This window comes from Paenibacillus sp. Y568 (assembly GCF_059445545.1).
This window is the reverse complement of record NZ_JCAIUM010000008.1, coordinates 58,904-83,086: the sequence shown is the minus strand read 5'-3', so window position 1 is coordinate 83,086 and position 24,183 is coordinate 58,904. Positions and strand designations below refer to the sequence as shown.

The 24,183-nt window shown below is 43.1% G+C and carries 23 protein-coding genes, 1 pseudogene and 1 riboswitch; of the genes and pseudogenes, 20 read left to right on the top strand and 4 right to left on the bottom strand.

Features of this window, described 5'->3' with window-relative positions:
* The first annotated feature begins 115 nt into the window (after positions 1 to 115).
* Positions 116 to 291: riboswitch (cyclic di-AMP (ydaO/yuaA leader) on the top strand.
* A gap of 11 nt (positions 292 to 302) precedes the next feature.
* From AC1D7X_RS13015 to AC1D7X_RS12945, 15 genes and pseudogenes are all read left to right on the top strand, one after another.
* Entirely contained in the window at positions 303 to 947 is a 645-nt protein-coding gene (locus tag AC1D7X_RS13015; RefSeq protein ID WP_495475382.1) for a 3D domain-containing protein, read from the top strand.
* Between the two features lie 247 nt (positions 948 to 1,194).
* Positions 1,195 to 1,953, top strand: coding sequence for a YveK family protein (locus AC1D7X_RS13010; RefSeq protein ID WP_495457211.1), 759 nt, complete (start codon positions 1,195 to 1,197; stop codon positions 1,951 to 1,953).
* Positions 1,901 to 2,608: a CpsD/CapB family tyrosine-protein kinase gene (locus AC1D7X_RS13005; RefSeq protein ID WP_495457210.1), complete on the top strand. Its 708-nt coding sequence runs from the start codon at positions 1,901 to 1,903 to the stop codon at positions 2,606 to 2,608. Before AC1D7X_RS13010 ends, AC1D7X_RS13005 begins: the two co-directional genes overlap by 53 nt.
* A 6-nt stretch (positions 2,609 to 2,614) precedes the next feature.
* A complete protein-coding gene (locus tag AC1D7X_RS13000; protein ID WP_495475381.1) occupies positions 2,615 to 3,850 on the top strand; it encodes an oligosaccharide flippase family protein in 1,236 nt (411 codons plus the stop codon).
* Positions 3,851 to 3,881: 31 nt separating this feature from the next.
* Positions 3,882 to 5,213, top strand: coding sequence for an O-antigen ligase family protein (locus AC1D7X_RS12995; protein WP_495475380.1), 1,332 nt, complete (start codon positions 3,882 to 3,884; stop codon positions 5,211 to 5,213).
* A complete protein-coding gene (locus tag AC1D7X_RS12990) occupies positions 5,122 to 6,429 on the top strand; it encodes a glycosyltransferase family 4 protein (RefSeq protein ID WP_495475379.1) in 1,308 nt (435 codons plus the stop codon). The genes AC1D7X_RS12995 and AC1D7X_RS12990 overlap by 92 nt, the downstream gene beginning before the upstream one ends.
* 65 nt (positions 6,430 to 6,494) lie before the next feature.
* A complete protein-coding gene (locus tag AC1D7X_RS12985) occupies positions 6,495 to 8,408 on the top strand; it encodes a polysaccharide biosynthesis protein (protein ID WP_495457206.1) in 1,914 nt (637 codons plus the stop codon).
* A gap of 143 nt (positions 8,409 to 8,551) precedes the next feature.
* A complete protein-coding gene (locus AC1D7X_RS12980) occupies positions 8,552 to 9,178 on the top strand; it encodes a sugar transferase (protein WP_495475378.1) in 627 nt (208 codons plus the stop codon).
* The gene (locus AC1D7X_RS12975) at positions 9,175 to 10,008 is read left to right on the top strand and encodes a GNAT family N-acetyltransferase (RefSeq protein WP_495457204.1); all 834 of its coding nucleotides are present in this window, start codon (positions 9,175 to 9,177) and stop codon (positions 10,006 to 10,008) included. Before AC1D7X_RS12980 ends, AC1D7X_RS12975 begins: the two co-directional genes overlap by 4 nt.
* Positions 10,001 to 11,110 (top strand): GNAT family N-acetyltransferase, encoded by a 1,110-nt coding sequence (locus tag AC1D7X_RS12970; protein ID WP_495457203.1) that lies wholly within the window; start codon positions 10,001 to 10,003, stop codon positions 11,108 to 11,110. Before AC1D7X_RS12975 ends, AC1D7X_RS12970 begins: the two co-directional genes overlap by 8 nt.
* Positions 11,111 to 11,164: 54 nt before the next feature.
* A complete protein-coding gene (locus AC1D7X_RS12965) occupies positions 11,165 to 12,337 on the top strand; it encodes a DegT/DnrJ/EryC1/StrS family aminotransferase (RefSeq protein WP_495457202.1) in 1,173 nt (390 codons plus the stop codon).
* 144 nt (positions 12,338 to 12,481) lie between these two features.
* A complete protein-coding gene (locus AC1D7X_RS12960) occupies positions 12,482 to 13,426 on the top strand; it encodes an NAD-dependent epimerase/dehydratase family protein (protein ID WP_495457201.1) in 945 nt (314 codons plus the stop codon).
* Positions 13,427 to 13,453: 27 nt separating this feature from the next.
* Complete coding sequence (locus AC1D7X_RS12955) at positions 13,454 to 14,548, top strand: acyltransferase family protein (protein WP_495457200.1); 1,095 nt, start codon at positions 13,454 to 13,456, stop codon at positions 14,546 to 14,548.
* Between the two features lie 40 nt (positions 14,549 to 14,588).
* A complete protein-coding gene (locus tag AC1D7X_RS12950) occupies positions 14,589 to 15,623 on the top strand; it encodes an LCP family protein (RefSeq protein ID WP_495457199.1) in 1,035 nt (344 codons plus the stop codon).
* A gap of 101 nt (positions 15,624 to 15,724) precedes the next feature.
* Positions 15,725 to 15,997, top strand: a pseudogene (locus tag AC1D7X_RS12945) (zinc ribbon domain-containing protein); the annotation flags it as partial.
* Between the two features lie 184 nt (positions 15,998 to 16,181).
* Here the strand turns inward: AC1D7X_RS12945 and AC1D7X_RS12940 are convergent.
* The 3 genes from AC1D7X_RS12940 to AC1D7X_RS12930 form a co-directional block, all read right to left on the bottom strand.
* Entirely contained in the window at positions 16,182 to 17,828 is a 1,647-nt protein-coding gene (locus AC1D7X_RS12940; RefSeq protein ID WP_495475377.1) for a glycosyl hydrolase family 28-related protein, read from the bottom strand.
* A gap of 298 nt (positions 17,829 to 18,126) precedes the next feature.
* Complete coding sequence (locus tag AC1D7X_RS12935; protein ID WP_495475376.1) at positions 18,127 to 19,578, bottom strand: sodium:solute symporter family protein; 1,452 nt, start codon at positions 19,576 to 19,578, stop codon at positions 18,127 to 18,129.
* Positions 19,575 to 19,775: a DUF3311 domain-containing protein gene (locus tag AC1D7X_RS12930; protein WP_495457196.1), complete on the bottom strand. Its 201-nt coding sequence runs from the start codon at positions 19,773 to 19,775 to the stop codon at positions 19,575 to 19,577. The genes AC1D7X_RS12935 and AC1D7X_RS12930 overlap by 4 nt, the downstream gene beginning before the upstream one ends.
* A 250-nt stretch (positions 19,776 to 20,025) precedes the next feature.
* Here AC1D7X_RS12930 and AC1D7X_RS12925 point away from each other — a divergent pair, with 250 nt between their 5' ends.
* The 3 genes from AC1D7X_RS12925 (at position 20,026) to AC1D7X_RS12915 (ending at position 21,658) form a co-directional block, all read left to right on the top strand.
* Positions 20,026 to 20,541, top strand: a complete 516-nt coding sequence (locus tag AC1D7X_RS12925) for a hypothetical protein (protein ID WP_495475375.1) — start codon at positions 20,026 to 20,028, stop codon at positions 20,539 to 20,541.
* 66 nt (positions 20,542 to 20,607) lie between these two features.
* Positions 20,608 to 21,174, top strand: a complete 567-nt coding sequence (locus AC1D7X_RS12920) for a DUF4256 domain-containing protein (RefSeq protein WP_495457194.1) — start codon at positions 20,608 to 20,610, stop codon at positions 21,172 to 21,174.
* 142 nt (positions 21,175 to 21,316) lie between these two features.
* Positions 21,317 to 21,658, top strand: coding sequence for a VOC family protein (locus AC1D7X_RS12915; protein ID WP_495475374.1), 342 nt, complete (start codon positions 21,317 to 21,319; stop codon positions 21,656 to 21,658).
* A 327-nt stretch (positions 21,659 to 21,985) separates the two neighbouring features.
* Here the strand turns inward: AC1D7X_RS12915 and AC1D7X_RS12910 are convergent, their stop codons facing one another.
* Positions 21,986 to 22,339 carry an MmcQ/YjbR family DNA-binding protein gene (locus tag AC1D7X_RS12910; RefSeq protein WP_495457192.1) on the bottom strand — a complete coding sequence of 118 codons (354 nt, stop codon included), beginning with the start codon at positions 22,337 to 22,339 and terminating at the stop codon, positions 21,986 to 21,988.
* A 140-nt stretch (positions 22,340 to 22,479) separates the two neighbouring features.
* Between AC1D7X_RS12910 and AC1D7X_RS12905 the strand changes: the two genes are divergently transcribed.
* Both AC1D7X_RS12905 and AC1D7X_RS12900 read left to right on the top strand, forming a co-directional pair.
* Complete coding sequence (locus AC1D7X_RS12905; RefSeq protein ID WP_495457191.1) at positions 22,480 to 23,082, top strand: hypothetical protein; 603 nt, start codon at positions 22,480 to 22,482, stop codon at positions 23,080 to 23,082.
* Positions 23,083 to 23,253: 171 nt separating this feature from the next.
* Positions 23,254 to 24,141 (top strand): AraC family transcriptional regulator, encoded by an 888-nt coding sequence (locus AC1D7X_RS12900; protein ID WP_495457190.1) that lies wholly within the window; start codon positions 23,254 to 23,256, stop codon positions 24,139 to 24,141.
* Positions 24,142 to 24,183 lie beyond the last annotated feature (42 nt).

The window sequence follows — 24,183 nt, the reverse complement described above, 5'->3', positions numbered from 1 at the left end:
AAAAATGACATATTCGTCATTTTTACACCTGTTTTTTCGTGCGAAAAAACGCGAATTTCTGTTGTTAAAGCACTATTGTAAATTATTACATATTTCCTGGTTACAAAATTGTGATATATTTGTTGAGCCAAAACTTTCGAAGAGAAAGTGTGGGGGATGTAATAGGCGTGTACAAGAACAACTGGTAGCCGTTCTTCGCACCTTGGGGTGAATCGCATAAATTCGTGTGCGTAGGGTTGACTCCCAATCCGAATCCGACAGCTAACTTCGCAGGCGTTAAAAACAAGGAGGAACATAACACAATGAAATTCAGAAAAATGAAAATGATGGTAGCGGCGATGGGTGTCGCATTGGTCGTTCAAAATACACCGATTCATGCTGATGCTGTACATATCACCAAAGACGGAGACACGTTTTACAAACTATCTCAACAATATGGTGTAAATCTTGATAAATTGATCAATGCCAATCCGAATGTTAAAGCAAACAATATTAATGTTGGGATTAAATTAACTATACCGACGGTGAAGAACACAGCATCCGCTGCACCTGCGAAATCGGCAGATTCTAACCTAGTCGTATCATCAGATCAGAAGGTAGTAGAAGCTTGGGGTAAGACCTTTAACTATAGTAAAACATTAAATGTTAAAGCGTCTGCTTACTCAGCCGCTGCAAGTGAAAATGGTAAATGGGGAGCCGTTGATTATTTCGGAAATCCACTTAAACTAGGTACGATCGCAGTAGATCCTAATGTTATTCCTATGGGAACGAAAGTATTGGTTACTGGACATGATTTCAATGGTCTTCCTAGTGATGCCTTTATTGCTACAGCAACCGACGCAGGTTCTGCTATAAAGGGTAATCGAATTGATATATTTATTCCTGGAAGCCAGAAAAGCGTAAGTACATTCGGTTTTCAACAAATTAAATTGTTTGTAATTAAATAGTTTGTTGTAGAGATTAAGATAAGAACAAAAGATCGAGAGCCAGAAATATCTGGTTCTCGGTCTTTTGTTTATTTGGGATTACTATCTTGGTAAAAGGGAGATAGAGTTGTCCTTTTTCTAGTATAATCCTGATATTAAAAAAGTTTTCATCATGCTTTGGACATATGTTGGGAGGAAGAGAATATGAATATACAATCATATTTTTATAGAGGATAGAAATACATTAACTAGTTAGGAGAAATAATCGATGGAGTTCGAACTAGGGAGCATTTTGAAACTAGTGAAACGCAGGTTGTTGTTTATCATTGTGTTATGTATCACTGCGATGGGACTCGCCAGTTTCGTCAGCTATTATGTGTTGAAACCGAAATACGAGGCAACAGCGTCTATTCTTATTCAGGGGGACAGGCAAGAGAAAGCAATTAATGACATCATGGCAGGACAAAAGCTGGTAACAACTTACGGGGAGATCATCCGAAGCAGTAGGATAGCGGAAGAAGTCGTTAGAAGGCTCGAATTAAAGATGACACCGGAAAAACTGCTCGAACATGTCAAGACAAGAACCAATAGTGAGTCACTGTTAACAACCGTTATTGTGACGGACTCGAACGCACAACAGGCAACGGATATCGCGAATGGTTTCGGGGAGGCATTCAACGGGAATATACAATCCATTATGGGGGTAGAGAATGTTGTACTTCTCGACCGGGCGAAGGTTCCTACCGAGGCTATATCGCCTAAGCCACTATTCAATTTGGTGGTCGCATTTGGACTAGCGCTGATTGCCGGGATCGCCATTTCTATTTTAAAGGAATTGATGGATAAGACCGTGAACAGCGCCAAAGACATTCAGCTTGATCTGCAACTTCCTCTTCTAGGTACGGTGGGTAAATTGAAGTTACGTAAACGGCGGGTACGGACGAAAGCTAAATCAGTTGAAGGAGTTATTAGACATGAAGAAGAGAGTGCCAAAGCTATATTGCCTGGAACAACCGAAATCAGCTAATGCATCTATTTTTCGAACTATTCGATCCAATATTCGCTATACCCGAGTAGGTGGAGAAATTCGGTCGTTATTAGTCACAAGCTCTCTTCCAGAGGAAGGGAAGTCGACATTGGCCATGAACCTAGCTATATCGATGGCAGAGACCGGTAGGTCTGTGTTACTGATGGATGGGGACCTGCGTACGCCAACCGTACATAAGGCATTTGATCTTCCCAATTCGGTTGGGTTGAGCAGCATTCTGGTTGATCAAACTCGGCTGGAAGATTGCATTCATTCTATAAAATATTCAAGGGGACTTTCTGTGCTGACTTCTGGGCCTATCTCACCAGATCCGGCTGAATTACTGGGCTCCGAGGGGATGAAGGATTTATTTGCGGAGCTGAGCGAGCGGTGGGATACAATCGTCATCGACTCTTCATCTGTGCTAATCCCATTCTCGGATGCACTGACTTTGGCCAGGATGGCTGAGGGGGTACTGCTTGTTGTGAAATCTGGAAAAGTGTTGCTGAAGCACACGAGTTCTGCCAAACAGTTGCTTGAGCAACAAGGGGCTCATGTACTGGGAGCAGTGTTGAATCAGCGGAAAAGCAGTAGGCGTGAGAAGATCCGAAGTGAGGATTTTGCCGATTGGGCTTCATCTTCGGGAATGGTGTGATGTATCATGTCATTTGCCTCTCTTCGTTATTTATTCGGAAACATCACTTACGCAGGTGCTCAGTTCATCATTGTGATACTACTCAATAAATTCGGATCACCGGAAATCGTTGGGCAATATTCGCTTGGACTTGCGGTTACTGCACCCATCTTCATGTTGTCACATCTGCATCTTCGATCAGTCTTGATCGTGGACACATCTGGGAAATACGTCTTTGGGGATTTTATCGGCCTTCGGTTAGTAACGACCGCAGTTGCATTCACATTTACAGCAGGCTTTATCATCGTAAGTAGTTTTGACTGGAACACAGTACTTGTTATTTTCTTCATCAGCTTGTATAGGATCGTTGAATCCGTCAGTGATATCTTATTAGGTATCGTTCAAAAGCAAGAGAGGCTGGATCAAATCTCGATCTCAAGAGCTGCTAAAGGATTGTCTTCCATACTTATCTTCACATTCGTATTCATCCCTACACAGAGTCTCAATCTAGCTTTAATAGTTATGATCATCGGATGGCTGGCTATAACGATTGGATATGATGCTCGCAAAGCAAGAGCGCTTACAACCCTTATTCCAATTTTCAATAAGAGTAGTCTGTGGCAGTTGCTGATCGTCAGTTCGCCGCTTGGTGTTGTGTTGGCGCTGATGTCGCTTAATACGAATATTCCACTATACGCGATTTCTTACTTTAAAGGGGAATACGACTTAGGTATATACGCTTCGCTCTCCTACATGATCGTGGCATGCAATGTGGTAGTTACGGCATTGGGAGAAGCCATCACACCACGTCTTGCACGCTGGCACGCTGGTGGGATGCATCAGGAATTTAATTCTTTACTCCGTCGAATGATAGCGGTGGGCGTTGGGATAAGTGCAATTGCATGTGTCATCGGTTGGATGTTTGGGCAGCAACTTCTAACCTTGGTATACAGTCCTGATGTGGCACAAGAGATAGGGTTATTTCGTTGGTTACTCGTCTCTACCTTGTTAGTGTTTGTTTCGTCCTACCTTTGGTATGCCATTACTGCAACCGGGAAGTACAAAGCGCAGATTCCATTGTTTCTGTGCACAGTGATAACGAATGGGCTGGCCTGTCTTGTATTCGTACCCAAATTCGGGATGATAGGCGCTGCGATAGGAGCAAGCTTGGGATTATTCGTACAGATGGTTGGCAGCGTGATCGTACTATCTTATGTGATCGGTCAGGCAAAGAAACAAGTACAACGGGAAGTGGTTACATAGAGCTGTTTCCCATAGGAAAGTAGGGGGTTGTATGGCGTCTGCATCCGTTGTAGAGAGAACAATTAATAAAAAAGATACATTACACAACCCCTACACGATGAGCAAATTATTTCAGTTTGCGGTTATGGGTTACATCATATGCCTTCCCGCACAATTTGATATCGGAGGAGCATTCCGACTCGCACCGTCGGATCTCTTCTTATTGTTAGGTTTGTTCGCGGCTGGTGTACACCTTAAATTGGACCGCAGGCAGTTCAGCTCATGGCATTGGGGCATGTTACTTATCTTTGTCCTAGCCTCATTCGTATCCATCTGGCGCAATGGGTTCATTACTCAATACGCCTTGTTGCAAAAGGATGTTGGATTTATCCTCCTTTTGCTGACATATATCATGCTCATTCAGGCCGTAGACAGTTGGGAGCGGCTATATACGATGCTACGGGTCTTTCTGATGAGTGTACTATGGTTGAATGGCGTGGCCCTGTTCGCTTTCTTCAGCGGCGTGAAGGTCCCATTCATGGTGCAAGATGGACGTTTGTCCGGTATGCTGATTGATCCGAATGCATACGGGGGATTGCTTGTGACGGCGTTCGCCATTCATATCATGACGAGTGGTAGTGGGGTGAAGCTCCTTTGGGGATGGGTAAGCATAGTCGCTACGGTAACCTTGGCAGGTGGTATTATGATGACCTTCTCACGTTCGTCGTGGATCGGTCTAATCCTTGTGTTACTTACGCTTATGCTAAGTAATCCTTCGAGATTGATTAAGATCGGTATGGGGTTTATGACAGCTTTTGTAGTATTGCTGTTGTTTAAAGGTACGGCTTATCTAGATGTACTCGGATCAATGTCCAGTCGACCTTCGCAGATTCAGTCCCGCCTCGACATCATTAACAAAGCGTTGGATTGGATTTCACAAAGCCCGTTGTTCGGGATTGGTCTCGGTACATATAACTATGAACTACGCATTATCATTCATAATACACCACTTTGGTTTATGACGGAATTCGGTTTAGTAGGGTTGATGGTGTATGGAGGATTTATGGTCTGGTTCTTCATCGTCGGAATCCGTTCTTACCGTGCAGCGGATCCCATTCATAGACCGATTATTTTGGCATTACTACTGTCTCATGCCGCAATGATTGGACTTTCCATGGGCATCGAAGCATTATTCCAGCGCTATTGGTGGTTCATGATGGCTATGAATGCAGCGTGTATCCAATTAACGGACAAGAAATTGAAAGGAGAGTTGCACCATCGAACCAAGGGGATTGAACGAACGACCGGACGAGAGCTACGACAACAACAATCAGAACCAGAACAACAAGCACAACAAGAACAACAGCAAGATTATCCCGGCTGAAGTCAGCGTACCCGTAAAAGTTGCTTTTGTCGCTTCTATTTATGGGCATTTTGGCAACTTTCATTTACCTTACATGGATTTATTGCAGCAAAAGGGCTGCGAAGTGCATGCTTACGCGCAGCCAGGGGAAGAAAGACAACAATTGGAACGAAGGGGGATCGTATGCCACGATGTGCCCATTCAACGTAGCCCGTTACAAGTACAGAATTGGAAGGCTCTACGGATCTTAACTAAAAGCTTCCGTAAGGAAGGATTCCGCTTCGTCCATGTACATACACCAGTCGCTTCGATTCTCGGACGAATTGCGGCACGTAGGGCAGGCGTACCTTGCACATTGTATACAGCACACGGCTTCCACTTCTTCAAAGGAGCACCACTCCTGAATTGGTTGCTTTATTACCCGTTCGAGCGATGGATGGCGCGTTTTACAGATGTGCTGATCACAATTAATAAGGAAGATTTTGAGCGTGCCCTCAAATTTCCAGTGCGAAATAAAGTGACGTATGTGAATGGCGTTGGGATTGATCTCAAAGTCTACGGTGAACAGGAGGAGCATTCAGCGTCCAAAATAGAGACAACAGAGAGCCGTTATCAATTATTTGGTCTACCTCAAATTGACGAAGAAGAATCAGCGTTTATCTTGCTGTGTGTTGCTGAGTTGAACGCTAATAAGAACCAGAAACAACTGATCGAAGCGCTGTATCAGTTAACGGATCGGGCAGATAACATCCATTTGGCACTAGCGGGCACGGGTCCATCACAGCAGGCACTACTAGATTTAGCCAATCGGCTGGGGATCCAGAATCGAGTCCATATGCTTGGGTATCGACGAGATATACCAGATCTGCTGAGAGCATGTGATGCCGTAGCGCTGGTGTCATATCGCGAGGGCCTACCCCGGGCGATTATGGAGGCCATGGCAGCAGGTAAACCTGTGATCGGCACGCATATTCGTGGACTTCGCGATCTGATTGATCATGAATCAACAGGTATTTTGGTTCCGGTTGACGATGTGGCCGCAACGGCAAAGGCAATTCTTCAACTTCGTGATGATCCGGCTTTAGCTGCTGCGATGGGGGAAGCGAACAAGGTTAGGATCACGCGTTACGGGCTACCTGCGGTTCTCCATGACATGAATTCGATTTATATAGAAGCACTAAACGATCCGAAGCGGACGGTGATTCCTTTAGATAGGCAGGCACTGTCTGGGGAATAGGGCATTTCACACATATAAGTACAGGGACTATTGTGAACATTCGGTTAATAAGGGTGAAAGAAGTGATGAGGAGTATGAGGCTCGTACGTTTGATCTTGTTAGATGCGGGGATTGTTGCGGTTTCAGTGTTGTTTGTGTTTTTACTTCGCTTTGATTTTCAGATTCCCCAGCTTTACATGAACATGCTTCCAGTAGCGATAATCACATACATTACGGTACATATTTCCTGTTCTTTCGGTTTCAAAGCATATAACAGTATGTGGCGATATACCAGTATGGGAGAGATATTGTTGCTACTTAAAGTGACCGTCCTAACATTCGTTGGAGTTATCATTGTGAATGTATCTGCGCATATACTCGTTCCTTCCTACCGTCTGCCAATTTCTATTTATTTAACATCGGGATATGTATTTCTCGGTATTACTGGGATACGAATGGTCAGCCGTCTCCTAAATGATGGGGTTGTGATACCGAGAGCGAAAGATTCATTCGAAGGGAATCTACTTATCGTAGGAGCGGGGAAGGCAGGGATCCTTGTTACCAAAGATATCAAGCATTCCAAATTTAAGTTCATGAATCCGATCGCTTTCATTGATGACGATCCGACCAAACAGAAGCTTGAAATGATGGGATTACCGATTGTTGGTAACCGAAGTTATATTCCTGAAGCTGTTAAGAAATTGGATATTTCCTATATTATTATTGCTCTTCCGACCGCACCTCAAAGCGCCGTACTGGAGATTATCGAGATCTGCAAATCTACCAAAGCCCAGATCAAGCTGATGCCTAGTATGACAGATATTCTAGATGGAAAAATGGCAGTTAATATGATTCGTGAAGTGTCCGTGAATGATTTGCTTGGGAGAGCGCCAGTAGAGATCGACACAGAGGAGATTCGCGAGAATCTAGGAAGTGAGACTATTCTCATCACGGGTGCAGGTGGATCAATCGGTTCGGAGTTGTGCCGGCAGTTGGCTGTGTATCGGCCGAAGGAAATGCTGCTGTTAGGACATGGAGAGAACAGTATTTACCTCATTGAACAACAGTTACGCCAACTATACCCCCAACAGGTGATTCATCCAATCATTGCAGATATTCAGGATGTGTCGCGAATCGAAAGTGTCTTTCAAAGTTTCCGACCTACGATCGTATATCACGCCGCCGCGCACAAACATGTTCCACTGATGGAGATGAATCCAGTAGAGGCGGTCAAAAACAATGTTATCGGAACGAGGAACGTAGCGGAGGCGAGTGACAAATACGGCGTCAAGCGATTCATCCTTATCTCGTCAGACAAAGCGGTTAATCCGACCAGTGTGATGGGAGCTACGAAGCGAGCGGCGGAAATGATCATTCATGATCAGAATTCGTTCAGCAAGACGGCGTTCGCAGCTGTTCGTTTCGGTAATGTGTTAGGCAGTCGAGGTAGCGTTATCCCCCTATTCAAAAGACAAATTGCAAATGGTGGCCCTGTGACGGTGACGGATATGGAGATGGTGCGTTATTTCATGACGATTCCCGAAGCGGTACAGTTAGTCATTCAGGCTAGTGTGCTAGCCGAAGGGGGCGAAGTGTTTGTATTAGACATGGGCAAACCAGTGCGTATATATGATTTGGCACGGGATTTAATTCGCTTGTCGGGATTGGAACCTGAGAAGGATATTTCCATTGTGATCACCGGCATTCGTCCTGGTGAAAAGCTATATGAGGAACTGTTGACGGAAGAGGAAGGGTTGATTGTTACCCAGAACTATCGGATTATGATCAGCCGTCCGCAAAGCGTCTCTAGGTCCGAAATGCATATGGTGCTTGGTGTTCTGGAGAATTTGTGTAAGCGTTACGAATATGTTCCGAGCAGTCAACAGATCAAAAAACTATTAAAGCAACTTATACCAAGTTATACGGGATTTCAAGAAGAATTGCAGGTAAGCAGTCATGAGCTTGAACGAATACCAACTGAAGTTCATGTAGGAATATGAGCGATAAAAATGTGATCAAGATTTCCTAGGAAAAAGGGAGACAGGATGATTACGGAAGAATTGATCCGTCATGAGGCGGAGGTGAATTCATAATTAAGGCACTTCTTTTTAAGCAAAAAGAGAAGGTTAGGAGGTGTACTTACATGTATCGCTATATGAAACGAGGCTGCGATATAGTAGGAGCGACCTTAATGTTATGTCTGTTTAGTCCAGTCATGGCTGTGGTGTCGTTGTTGATTTGGATGAAGCTGGGAAGCCCAATCTTGTTCAAGCAGAAGCGACCAGGAAGAGGAGAGAAACCATTCTACATCTACAAGTTTCGATCCATGGCTGAACTGTACGATACGGAGGGTCGACTATTATCGGATGATCGCCGTTTTGTGAAGTTCGGAGGGAAGATTCGGAGACTGAGTCTAGATGAGCTACCGCAATTGGTGAATGTGGTGAAGGGAGAAATGAGCCTGATTGGACCGAGACCTCTGCTCATGCGTTACAGCCCATATTACTCGGAACGGGAGAAGTTGCGATTCACTGAAAGACCGGGTATTACGGGACTAGCGCAGGTGTCTGGGCGTAACCTTTTACCTTGGAAAGAGCGGCTTTCTTATGATGTTACTTATGTCGAAAAGTTAAGTTTACGACTAGATACTCTAATCTTATGCAAAACAGTGCTGAAGGTAATTCGACAAGATGACATTGTAGAAAATCCCGGACAGCATAGTCTTCCCTTAGATGAGTACAGGATGAATAAAAAGGAGGGATCGGCATGAATGTGCGGTTTAGTCCGCTGCATGAAGATGATATTTACCATGCATGCCGGCTCTTGCGGTGCTATTTACCTGAGCAGGTATATAATCAGACCATTTTTGCTTGTTCGGGTTACGCTGCTTATCTACAAGCGGCTTGTAAGTGTGGGAGCCATTCTACGACACTTCTGATCGGTGCTTATTCAGGAGATCTTCTCATTGGATTCGCTGAGTGGCGAAGAATGGAACAGATGTTTGTTCTAAACAATTTGAACGTAGATGCTGCTTATCGCAAGTATGGTATCGGCGGTCAGCTCGTGGCGTACGGTGAGAAGTTAGCTCGATTGGAAGGCGTTAATAAGTTGGCATTGGATGTGTTTTCATGGAATGAACAAGCCCATGCTTGGTATCTTCGGCTTGGTTTTTCAGAGGAAGGGCGTACTTACTGGTACGAGGGGGACTTGGGCAAATCGTTGAATGCTATGGAAGATGCTAATACAGCTGTAGCTCAGCGTGATGAATCGCCCGGGTTGGACTACATCATTGATGATTATCCAATGGCAGAAGCACATCATATAAAGTATGGGTTTTCTTCTTTTAGGATTAGGACGAAACAAAAGACTTCAATAGTGGGACGGCTAGGTGAACGGTATTATCGTATCCAAACGCAAAGTGGGGAGTGGGACGGATGCTATCATCTGACCAATGTGCTTAACGAATTGGATAGAGCACGGAAATTACTTGTACTTTCGCCGGATGCATTCTTGCCTGAGATAGATCCTCGTCTGATCTTAAGCAGTGAAAGTATTCGAATGATCAAAATATTAGAGAATCAGGAGGAGTTGTATGAGTAGCTTTATCGTGCTTCATAGCTCGCAATCGGATGAATGGGATTCCTATTTGAATCAGATGTACGAGAAGGATATCTATTTCTCCTCAGCTTATTTTCGGTTGTTCGAGGATGAAGAACATCAACGCGCGGAGCTGTTTGTATATAAGCTTGGGGACCAGCTCATTATGTATCCGTACTTGCTTCGAACGATTAGTCACCTTCCCGCAATAATCAAACTGGGATTGGAAGGTGAATGGTACGATATCAGCACGCCTTATGGATACGGTGGACCGATATCTAATGTTTCACCGGGAGCTGAACGAACTGAGTTGTACAGGCAATTCGGGGAAGCTTTCTCCGAATACTGCAGAGAGAAGCGGATCCTGACCGAGTTTGTACGCTTTCACCCGTTAATAGGTAATGCCACCGAATACCAAAGCGGGTTAAAGACGGACTTCATTCGGAATACAGCTTATATGGATTTGAGAGTTGATTCGGAGTCGGAGCTAATGAAGAACTATTGTAGTAATCATCAAAGAAACATTCGCAAAATAAAGTCATCACCATTTACAATTCGCAAGTCGGATCTGCGGGCTCGGATCGAGCCCTTTAGCACTTTGTATTATGGAACGTTAAAAGATTTACAGGCGGATTCTTTCTATTATTTCACGCAAAAATTTATCAGGGATACATCCCATTTGCTTACGGGAAACTTAGAACTGTTCGAAGCCATGGACGGGGAGAAAACAGTAGCGGCCTGCATTGTGATCCATGAGCGACCCTGGATGCATTATCACCTGTGTGGGTGGGATAGGGAATATCTACATTGGTCACCGACCAAAATGCTCATTCACGCAGCAGCTTTATGGGGGATGGAGAATGGATTTGAACGTTTTCATCTTGGTGGGGGTTATAAGGGGAATGATAACTTATTTCAATTCAAACATAGGTTCGGTACTCACCTAGAACCACTAGACTTTTGTTTAGGTAAGCGTATATTCTTTCCCGAACTGTATGATCGGATTCTGTCGCTCAATGACATTCACGTAGAAGGAAATTACTTTCCACTGTATAGACAACCAGCTTTTTTGGAACAAAACACCTTGGATCACGCTGTTAAATAAGTTGATATGTATTCTATCTAGACTTAATTATCTAGATAGAGAAGGGAGCTTCGCATGAGTATTATTCAACCTAGCATACAGGAACGGATCCTATTATCCCCTCCGCATATTAGCGGTCGTGAGCAGGCCTATGTGACGGACGCATTCCAATCGGGATGGATCGCTCCAATTGGCCCGCATGTCGACGCTTTTGAGAGAGAGATGGCCACCTACACAGGTTCGAAGGGCGCACTTGCGTTAAGCTCTGGAACGGCAGCGATTCATCTCGCACTGCGTCTTGCGGGTGTCTCGCAAGGTGATTACGTGATTTGTTCGACGCTCACATTCGTTGCGAGCGCTAATCCTATTCTATATATGGGTGCTACGCCCGTATTCGTCGACTCAGAGCCCGTGACATGGAACATGTGTCCACTAGCATTTCAGCGGGCTTGCCGAGATTTGAATGAGAAAGGAATCCTGCCCAAAGCAGCTATTGTTGTCAATTTGTATGGACAGAGCGCAGACATGAAGCCTATTGTCGACATCGCCGATCGGTATGGGATCACGTTGATTGAAGATGCTGCCGAATCGCTTGGTGCTGTTTATCATGGAAAGGCAAGTGGTACCTGGGGACGATTCGGCATCTATTCATTCAATGGCAATAAGATCATTACGACCTCAGGTGGAGGTATGCTGGTGTCGGACGATATCGATGCGTTAGAACAGGCACGGTTCTGGTCTACGCAAGCCCGTGACGTTGCACCACACTATCAACACTCCGAGATGGGTTACAACTATCGGCTCAGCAACCTATTAGCAGCTATTGGTCGGGGGCAATTAGAACTTCTTGAGGAGCGAGTCGAACGACGTAGACATATTAGTCAGACGTACATGGACCACTTGAGTTCTATATCGGGACTCCATTTCATGCCAGAAGCCCCGAATGGCCGAAGCACTCGTTGGTTGAGTGCTGTAACGATTGATGAAGAGATTGTGGGTGTCTCTTCCAATCAACTCTTGGCTTGCTTGGAACATCACAATATTGAAGCTAGACGTGTATGGAAACCACTTCATTTGCAGCCTTTGTTCGCAAGCACCTTCTATTATCCTTACTTAGAGGGATATAGCGTGGCTGATCAATTGTTCACAACCGGGATATGCCTACCCTCTGGAAGTTCTTTATCGGAGGAGAATCAGGAACGTGTAATTGAGACGATAAAGTCATGTATTCAGAAGAGGTTTACGTAGCCCATCTGGTCTTTCTGCTGTACCACCAATAATAGAAGTGACTGCGCTGTCAGCCATGATGGTCGTTGTCACCGAATCGTCGGGGATAGGGGACTCATGTGTGGTACAAACACCACTCTAATAGGGCGAAAGGAGCTTTTTTATTTGAAAGTATTAGTAACAGGAGGGCTTGGATTTATTGGGTCGCATGTTGTTGATCGGCTCATAAGACATGGCGTTGAGACCGTGATTGTAGATAATCTATCTGGTGCTTCTGGCTCGTTCTATAAGAATCCATCGGCAGTTCTACATAAATATGATATTCAGGACGAGGCACTCGATGATGTGTTTGGCCGGGAGAAACCAGATGCTGTCATTCATTTGGCTGCGCAGATTGATGTAAGAGAATCACAGAGGAATCCGTTGTTTGATGCGAACGTGAATATTCTCGGAACACTAAACGTTCTGCGCTTGTGTCAGACCCATAGTGTGCACAAAATTGTATACGCCTCTTCGGCAGCTGTATACGGAAATCCTGAATATTTAAGCATTGATGAGATGCATCCTTTAAATCCTCAATCCTGCTATGGCGTATCCAAAAGTGTTCCTGAGTTTTACATTCGACAGTTCGCTAGTATGCATGGGCTTAAGTATACGATTCTCCGTCTTGCGAATGTGTATGGACCAAGGCAAAGTTCACATGGGGAAGCTGGGGTCGTCTCGGTTTTTCTGGATCGAATGAAAGATGGCAAAGGTCTTGTTATTTATGGGGACGGGGAACAGACAAGGGATTTCGTCTATGTAGAGGATGTGGCAAAAGCATTTGTAAATGCGGTTCAGACAGATGAAATGGTGGACAATCAGACAATGAACATAAGTTGTGGAGTAGCGACCTCGATTAATACCATTGTTGGGATGATCGGTGATACTACAGGTCGAAATTTCTTGACAACCTACCAACAGGAACGACCGGGCGATATTCTTCACAGCTATTTAAACAATAGTAAAGCACAAGAATTGATGTCTTGGTCACCAGACCATGATCTTAAGATGGGGCTAGAGAAGACGATTGTCGCCCGGTTGACTGTAGGAAGAGCAGTGGATAACTAATCGCAACAATGGAAGGAGGCAACCATCATGGAACGCAAAATGAATACGGAAATGTTCGTTCTGCGTAGCATAGCCTGCTTAAGTATTGCGCTACTGCATGCCTTATATCGGGTTTACGACGACGGAAATACACCTTGGGTGGAATCAGTGGGTCTATTGCTTACGTTCGGTACACCGGTATTCGTGTTTATCTCCCAATTCGTACTATCATTTGCTTACCCAGATGGAATTCCAGCGAGGTTTTGGGAGAAACGGATCAAATATATTTTCCTGCCGTACATTTTTTTCGGTGCTTTATATGCAGGATTAAAAGGATTTGAAATGTCGAGCAGTCAAGGTGTTTCACTTATTCAGGCTTGTTGGTATTATCTTTGGCGTCATCTGCTTCTTGGCGATTTTCACGGGTACTTTATCCTTATTATCTTTCAGTTCTACGCTCTACACATCTTGTTTCAAAAGCATGCGAAGCGATTCTCGCCTCAAAGTATTCTGATTGTGTCGTTCGTTATAAACGTAGTTTACTTAGGCTTCTTTAATTTCACTAAGCCTGTTGATACGGTAGTCACTCATTATATTTGGGATAAAATGTACTGGATATTCTCCCCAGGGTGGATTTTCTATTTCACCGTGGCCTATTACTTAGGACGCAATGAGACATGGTTCCGGGAAAAGCTGAAACAGTTCCGATGGTACGTGTACACACTTCCGGTATTAACTGGGGCGCTTGTGCTGTTCGTTAATGGGCAAGGCTGGATTACAGCACATAGTTCCAAGCGAATAGATATGTTTCTATTCAGTTTGAGCATGATCCTGTTACTCTTCATGGTGGCCTCATCGATGCGGACAGTACCACGTGTCCTGGAGTGGAGTAGTAGGTACTCCTTTGGGATATATTTGCTTCATCCATTATTGTTGGCAGTGTTTGCCAAACTTCCTTCCTCGTTCGGGTTCCAAGACTTAGGGCTACTCAGTGTTGGGCTACAATTTATCGGGTGTGTTGTGGGTTCGGCCATTATAATGAACATAGCGAATCGCATCCCAGGTGGATCCTATGTATTCGGTCGTATCGGAATTGGGTTAAATCGGAGTAAGACACCTATATATCCTTCTGTTATCCTATAATTTTTTTCCTCAATGATCGATTACAGGTGGAGGTGCATTGGTGAGACGGATTAGAAGAGTCGGATTCATTGGGTTACTTATTCTGATTGTAGTGGCTGGTACCTGGATCTGGGGAGTGTTACATTCGGAACATCGATTCCAAAAGGCTGTCCTTAATCCCCTGACGATACCCAGTTCGAAAATTTATCCAATGGCTGAGGGGATGGAGCAGTCGGTGGACACGCCAAATCGTCTTCCTAATACGGAAGGATTTCTACCATCTACGCAAGTGCCCACTGCATCACAAGCTGCTTCAGAAAAAGAAACCTCATCCTTTAATGTTGTGTTAATTGGAACCGATACTTGGGGTGGGGAAATCTCGCGAGCAGACACGATCATGGTTGCACATGTAATGCCGAGTCAGCGGAAGGTAAATATCGTCTCGATACCGCGAGATACTCGGGTTTATGTGCAAAAGGTGGGTTATACCAAGATCAATCATGCTCATATTGTTGGTGAGTCAAAGGGTGGTAATCAGCAGGGAACGTTGACACTCGTCCAGGCCATCAGCGACTTTATGAATATCCCCATACATCACTACATCAAGACAAATTTCTCCGGGGTACGTGATTTCATAGATTCGATCGGTGGGGTCGATATGGTCATCGACCAGGATGTGACCATAACCCCCGAGATTACGATCAAGAAAGGCGAGCAACATCTGGATGGAGAGCATGCACTCTACCTAGCGAGGGAAAGGTATTCCACCAAAGATGGCGATTTCAGTCGTCAACGGGAACAATTCCATATCGTTCGAGCCGTGGCTGAACAGCTACTGGAACCCGAGCATATTCCTGACCTAGCTGGATTACTACTGAAAGAGAAGAATGACATTATCGATACAAGCTTTAGTGACAGTGACTTGATCAGTCTTGCTTGGTTGTTCAAGGGCATGGAATCTGATGATTTCACATATGAGCAAATTCCTGGTAAAAACAGTTTCGGACCTGATCCGTTAGTCGGGTCTAAGGTTTACTACTGGAGTGCAGATTTGACAGAAGTAAATTCACTTAAGGAACGTCTGTTTACGGAATAAGGGAGGACGGGAGTGGTTGTTTCAGGATGATGATCATCAATGTGCGGAGCTATTTGTATATATACGGGGGGTTCAGCTTATTACGTATCCTTTCTTGCTTCGATCGTTATGTGTTCGTATCTTGGTCTTTCTTTCAGTTCCGTCAAATGCTTGAATATAAATCTGTTATGTCTGGCTCGAAAGTTATTGCAGTTGATCCAAAATACACTTCGCAGACATGTCCGAAATGTGGTCATACAGAGAAGGCAAATCGAGACAAGAAGAATCATGTTTTTTGTTGCAAAACGTGCCAATACACATCTAATGATGATCGTGTAGGAGCAATGAATCTTCAACGAAAAGGAATTGAGTACATCGTTGAAGTAACTACATAAGCATATCTTTTGTAGTTGGGTAGCTGTCAACCTGCCCTGATGTAACGCCATACTAAGGAAGGAGATTCGCAAGTTATCGTTCGCACTTCTGGGCAGTTACAAGCTCGTGACTTAAGTCATGAGTTGTTGATGTGATATGTATTCCACCTGGACCAAACTGTCCAGATGAAATGATTATATTTGATTATTTAGCCTTCCAGCCTGTCGAACCCGTGCCGCTCTCCTTTACATACAAGGTAGTTTGCGCTGCACCATCTGTTCGCATAGCTAGACTTCCGACCGGAGCAGTGAGGCTACCCTCAGGAGAACCTTCCACCATGAATACTGCTGGAAGCAGTGTACCTCCGGTGAGGCGAAGTGCCCGGTTGAAGTTGCCGTAGGTGGAGAACCATTCCGTAAGTGAATACGGATTGTACAAGGTGCCAAGTGACGTACCTTGCATACCTATCAACGTTTCGAATTCAAGAATGCGTTTCACCTTTACGTTTCGAGTATCAAAGACGGCTACATTGTTAAGATGCAAGGAAGGTTTAGCGGCACCATAGGAGGAGACCAATACTACCTGATTGGTACCACTGTTACGGACGATCATATTATCGACAGTTGCCATTGTATTAGATTCCGTGGTGAATAATTGCAAAGTACTCCCTATTAAGTCTTGTGCATCGAGTGTCCCTACATAAAGATCTCCTCCGTCGATTCGAACGCCACTTGCCAGCGTAGAACCCGATCCGTACATTCCTAGCGAGCCGATGTGCAACCTTGGCTTACCACCAGCAGCATTGAAGGCTGAGTAAATTGCAGGGCCGCCTATACCATCGAATCTAGCACTCGCGATATCGATAAACTGCGAATAAATCGTCTGAAGACCGTAAGTGGCTTTATGATCTGTGGAGCGGATCGTCAAATGGCTAATGTTCATCGTTAGTCCATATGACAATAATGCAGGATTCGTCGTTCCAGCCACACGCATGTCGAGAGAACCGATGTCGAGTGTCCAACGTCTTGCAATGGCATCCGTAAGTCCAGCAGATAGATCATTACCGAAGCCAATGGTAGTCAACGAGTCGATTCGTTGATAAAAGCTACGTGTTCCTTTGAACTCGTCGGGTTCCAAATCGAGTGAGTTGGCTCCTTTAAATTCTGGAGCACCACCAAGACTATTGTTTAGTACCGCTCTGTTGACATGAAGCTGATCTACGAAATGGAGAACGAAGTTTTTTCGTCCAGCCATTTCACAGCGCACATAGCCGATTTGTACATTGATGGATGGATCTTCTTCTGTACCACCAATAAAAATATTATCACCATAACAATCATGGGAGTACACCGATTCGATCCTTACACTTTGTGCGGAAGAAATGAACAAGCCGTGAAGCTGATCGTTGACTGCTGATTTCACGGTGGAAGCACTTCCATCTATTTCGAGACTGCCAGATATCGTGATGTTAGAAACGTTGAAGATGACGAGAACCCGAGTATCTGATGGTGGGTTCGAGGCAAGCACCAACTTGGATCCGGGTTCGAAGTGTAGATTGCTTCCGGTTGGCATACGAAGGCACCACCAGTCCAAAAGTGAAGGATTACGCATGTGCCCGGAAGAGACTTTGTATACGCCGGGTGGGAAGATCACAACTTTGCGGTTGGTGTTCCCAGCATTAATTGCATTTTGAATGGCTACGGTGTCGTCCTGGATACCGTTACCTTTGGCCCCGAAGGATCGGACGTTCACGTAACCGTTTGTCTCAGGATCCAACTTAATAGAAGTGACTGCGCCGTCAGCAATGGTGGTCGATGTTACCGAACCGTTTGGAATAGGGGGAGTTGCCATGTGCATTCACTCCTTTTTTTCTGTTTTCGTAGTTTATGTGAATCTAGTATAAGATGTGTGATACAAACACCTCTCTAAAAGGCTGGAAGTAGCCTTTTTTTGAAAGTATTAGGAACAGGGCTCATTCCTCGTTCGGGTTGTAAGACTTTGTGTTTTTCGAGTATCGTGTATCGAACCTAGTCTATTCTATAGCAGGACTCACTCGGATATATAACTAAAAAGGCCACTAAACACAGGGTATCCGTGTGATTAGTGGTCCATTCTAGGTACGAAAATTTATGGGTTCTTGGTTTGCCTTTTATTTGTGTTGGGCTCTTCTAACAGCAAGACTTACTGCTATCATAACAAGGAGATTGACTGATAAAGCGATAATTCCAACATTCAAATCCTTCGCTGCCTGTGGTAAAGATGGAAACAAGGAACCAATGGTTGAATCACTAATCGTAACATAAGCTACGATAGCTAAGCCGCAGATAATCCCAGCGATAGCGCCATATTTATGAACGAAATTATTCTTTCTTAGACTAAAGAGAAGCGAAGGGAATAATTGTGTGATTAAGCTATATCCCATGAGTATTAATGCAGACATTGTCTCGCCACCGTTTAAAGTGAAGTACACCGATATAAGGGCTATCACAGGAACAAGGCATTTTGCTAATCTTACAACAGTCTGATCAGAGATTGAAGGTACGAACTCTTTGAAGACGTTCTTTGATAGCAGTGTTGCTACACTCATTAATAGCATAGACCCCGGTACTAATGCGGTCAACAGACCAGCTCCACCAATGATGCCGATAAACCATGGATCAAAGGTCTCGATCGAAAGACGGAGTAAGGAGAGATCTGCATCGGCTCCTTCGAGTCCAGGCACTTTCAATATGGCAGCAAACCCTACGAAAAAGACAAATAACAACATGAGTGTATATAACGGGCTGATAATCGCATTTTTGCGAAATACTTTCCCACTACGGGCCGAATAGACTGCACTGAAGACTTGGGGCCACATGTAAAACCCGAATACGAGTAAAATTACTGTGGATATAAACCACGAAATACTGAGTCCCTGATCAGGAAGTTTTAGAAATTCAGGTTTAACTACATGAATAGCTTCAAACATTGCTTGGAAACCACCATAGTAATGAATAGGAAGATAAATTCCTAAGAACCCTATGATCACGAGCATCATGATATCTTTAATGACAGCTATCCAAGCTGAGCCGTGTATGCCAGAAAGCATCACATAAATAGTAAGACAGATGGCACCCATCCAAACCGCGGTAGATATGGATATGGCGCCATAAGAGGCTTCAGATACAATAATCCCTAGACCTTTTAACTGTACGACAATCACAGGAATCATCGACACTACACCAACAAGCGCAGATAGGATCCCTAGAATAGGGCTTTTATACTTACTTGCAAAAAAATCAGATTGAGACATTAGATTATGTTTTTTGGCATATTCCCATATTTCTGGAAGAAGCCAATAGGACAATACATAAGACAATGTTATGTAGATAAGGACGTATAAAGCAGGTGCACCTTTACCATACGCCCAGCCGCTACCGCCAAGAAAGGAAAAGGTCGTATAAATTTCTCCAGCCATCAATAGAAAGACGAATACTGCACCAAATCCGCGTCCTCCAACCGTCCACTGCTCCAAATTCATATCTTTTCCCTTGGTTGAACGAATTCCTAGCCAGATCGATAGAAGTAAAAATCCTGTAATAATGAGAAGGGCAATATTCATTCCTGTTCACCTTCCCGGTTTCTAGGGTCCAACTTATACATGATACCCAAAATAACGGACGTAAGGACCACCCACATCGCCATCCAGAACATATAAAAAGGCATCCCTAATACATATGGTTCTATTCTATTGACAAAAGGAAGTAACCCCAAAATGCCTATAAAAGGAACGATAGAAAGAATATAAACAATTTTCAAAAACAAACCCTCCATTCTTAAAAAATGAAACTTTTAATGATAACTTATATACCTTACACTATTTGCATATCAAATTTAAAGTTAATACGGCATATTTTTTACCAAATATCATCTGAATATCCGACTTTATCGAATTTATAGGGAGACAGCAGCGGGGAATGTAGAAGGAATCACGGTTTAATAGTTATGGGAAAAAGTGTAAACTAATAAGAAGGTTAGAAAAAATGAATAGTAGCGGCTGGGGGAGATCATGAACTATAAGAAAAAGAAGAGAGTTAATCTATTCATTTCATTAGTACTTCTAATGGTAGTAATAATTGGTGCTTCGATCATTGGGGCAAGAGTTGGGAATACCAACACAGAAATCAAGAAGAACACTCAACCTGACTTATACGAACTAACTACTCCTGAAGATTGGTCCATAAGAACACTACCTTTTTCATCCTTGTCTTTCGAAAAAAATGGAAACGTGATAGGTGGAGTTGATGTAGTCGAATACTATCCAGACCAACCTATTTTTCAATTACGATCCAATCATACAGAGGTCATTGAATCCAAAAAACTAGAAGGTTATTTTACAGAAGCCGTACTGGAAAAGTTAAAACAAACACCTCCAGCTGCATCGGGTGATTTGACTGTAACTGGATCCACACACATCTACTTTGTTCTAAAGGATAAGAATAAGGCGTACGATCTACATTTTAAGACTCAAGATGTTGATGAACAGACGGCTTTAAGTATAGCTAAAAGTCTTAAATTAAAATAAAGTAAATTAGTAGAATAAAATAATATATGAAGTGAGTTCTCGAAAACTTCAAGGAGGTTTGTAATTATGAAAAATGAAGAATGTAAGTTGTCACCAGAACAACGTGCAGAACTACTTAGAGCATTGGAAACACGGTTTGAAAAAAACATAAACCGCCATAAAGATATTGTATGGACTAACGTACAGACAAAGCTGGAAGCTAATACTGAGAAACTATGGTCACTCAATGAAATGGAGAGAACCGACGGTGAACCGGATGTTGTTGGTTATGATGAAGAGACGGGCGAATACATTTTCTATGACTGTTCAGCAGAAAGTCCTAAAGGTCGCAGAAGTGTTTGTTACGACAATGAAGCACTAGAGTCAAGGAAACAACATAAACCGGAAAATAGCGCTATTGAAATGGCGGGTACGATGGGCATTGAGCTGTTAACAGAAGAACAGTATCGGGAACTACTGAACCTTGGAAATTTCGATATGAAAACATCGAGCTGGGTGAAAACACCATCTGACATTAGAAAACTCGGCGGTGCTATCTTTGCTGATTACCGCTACGGTCATGTCTTTGTGTATCATAACGGTGCAGAATCTTACTATGGCGCCAGAGGGTTCCGTGGATCGCTCAGGGTCTGAGCTTTGTACAAAAAGTGAAGTGTATTGAGTGCGTTAATGGATAAATCGCTGTGTATTGGTATGCTATGAATAACATTGTGCTGCCAGTAATTTATCCATATAATAGGATATATGTTAATAATTAAAGAGTGGAGGAACCACGATGATACCCTCAAATAAAGTTACTTGGTTTCAAATTCCGACAGATGATGAGGAACGGGCATGGAATTTTTATGGGCAAGTTTTCGGTTGGAACAAGGAAGAAGTTTACGCAAACAAAAATATAGTGGGTGCTATAAACGGTGAAATCGTTAAACGCAGCGAAGAATTGAAGGAACCGCGCCTAGTAATTAGGGTCGACGATGTAGATGGAATGATTGAACGAATCTTGAAGTGCGGCGGTGAAATCGCGACGCAACGAACCGAAATTTCCGAGATCGGCATGGTGTTTGCTTCATTTGCGGACACGGAAGGAAATATTATCAATATTGTTGGGGACATGTAACAAAAGACAGTGATTTATCGAAGGGAGGAGCATCCTTCTCGGTCTTCGACTAGGAGGTGATTTGCCTTCTTTGTTAGAAGGGAGGCAGCAATGCTAAAAGATGATAACCCTCTTGACCTTCGTGTGAACTATGCCAATGGAGGAAGAGGGTTATTTTACAACTGCATACACTATTAGTGCTTGCTCACCATGCTGATTGCGATCACTGAAATGCCGCAAAGATGTACAGTGCTAATCAGAACGGTTTATATAGACTCCGAAATTGATTCGGTCGGTGTATAGTTTACTTTTTAAATGATCGAAATAAAGCTGTAACTCTAAATGATACTATTGGTTAATTGCATCTTTCTCTGACTTTTTCAACCCTTTAAAGACCAATTCATAAGAGTGATCTATCATTTTACATAATTCTAGTTCTGAAAGAGTACCATCGATCAAGATCGTGTTCCAGTGGTTTTTGTTTAAGTGATATCCCGGAGTAATCGAAGTGTATTGTTGTCGTAAACTTTCCGCCATAAATGGATCACATTTCAAACTGATTTTTAGATGGTTATTTTGGTTAGAAATCAATGCAAACATTTTGGATACAACTTTTATGACTAGGACATCGTCACCGAATGGATAATCCTCTAGGCTGCCCTTTTTTGACAGACAGTAACTCGTTAATAATTGTAAGTTCATATTGATCTATTTCCCCTTGGACTGAGTTAATTAATAATAAAATTATAGCTGATATTGCAAGCAATGTTAATTATAGAAACTAGTTATTATGGATTTGGCAGCGAAATGGAAGAGGTGTTACGAAAGAAACTGATGCAAAATTGATTAGTACTTCAAGAAATGAAGAAGTAAAACTTTATGCGACTAAAGAAACGAAGAATGGAATAGAAGGGGTAACCTTAAATATTAATGGAAGTCAAAAATACTTTAATTGGAAAATCCCTGATACGGGAACCAAACCGCAGGTATTCTATACTGATCTTAAGGGTGATGGTAAAGAAACCGTAATTATCATCCAGATCGGCCGTGGGACAGGATTAGATACCTATGATATTCAAGTAATTAATACCGAAGATTTCTCAGAGATTAAAGTACAAAGTTATTTGGACATTGTTGCCGACCAGATTGAATCGTATGTAGCTAAAAATGATAATGGTGGTTTAGCGATTATAGTTAAAACGCAAGGAAAAGAGTATAACTTTGATTATGATTATGATCCAGCTCCGAATTACCATCAAGATGAGCTCGCTTTCGGTGGTGTAGTTATTTATGAAGTAGAGAATCAAAAAATAAGATTAAACATCACGGGATCTGTTGGAGTATCGCCAACATATGTATGTGAATTCCATATCACATATAAATTCGACAGTGTCAAGAATGAATTTATTGTGGATCTAATTAATGTTGAACCTATTGAAAATTAAGAAAAAAGGATGACTAATAACCTTATTTACAAACTCTACACATCATGAGGTCAATTGCGTTTATTTACAACATCATACATATGATCACGGGAGACCTAGCAGTAACAAGCACGAAATGCACGGCAACGATAAGCTTCACACCTTATGATACTTGTGAAAGGAGGGGGAGCGATGGATTGGTTAGAACGGATGAATCGTGCACTCGACTATATTGAAGGTCACCTCTATGGAGATATCGATAATGAACAAGCAGCACGGTTAGCCTTATGCTCGGTGTATCATTTTCAAAAAGTATTTTCCATTATTACGGGTGTTTCGCTTGCAGAATATATTCGACGTCGCAGATTGACAATGGCTGCTTTCGATATTCAGCATAGTCAAACCAAAATAATCGATATTGCATTAAAATACGGTTATGAGTCACCTGAAGCATTCGCACGTGCCTTTCATGCGCTACATGGATTGACTCCAACCTCAGCTCGTGGGGAAGGGGCAATGCTTAAAGCGTATCCCCGAATCTCTTTTCATATATCAATTCGAGGAGATGTAGCTATGGATTATCGAGTGATTAAGAAAGAAGCATTCTCAGTGTATGGTATCGACCGTGTGTTTACAGCCGATCAAGAAAAGCAGTTTACAGATATACCCCAATTTTGGATTGACTGCGCGCAGGATGGAAGCCTCGAGAAGCTGGCTCTATCGGCACAAAAGGACAAAGATGATGAGCTTAGTATGATTAACGCTATATGTTGGAGTAATGAGGGCAAGATGGATAGTTCCTTCCGCTATATGCTGTTTAATTACATGGCAGATCATTGTAACGCAGAAGGTTACACTGTGCTGGATGTTCCTGCATCAACATGGGCTATCTTCAGAACAAGAGAGCATTCAGAGGAAGAGACGAGTACTGTTATTCAGGAAATGATTAAGAGAATCTATACAGATTGGTTACCGACAGCATCATATACTAAAATTGATGAATATGAGATGGAGCTGTATTTTGGGAAAGATGAACATTGCTATTGTGAGGTATGGTTACGGGTTGTTCCTAAGCCATAGATCATGTGTTTTGCAAGCTTTGCAGAAGTGTAGATTATCTTC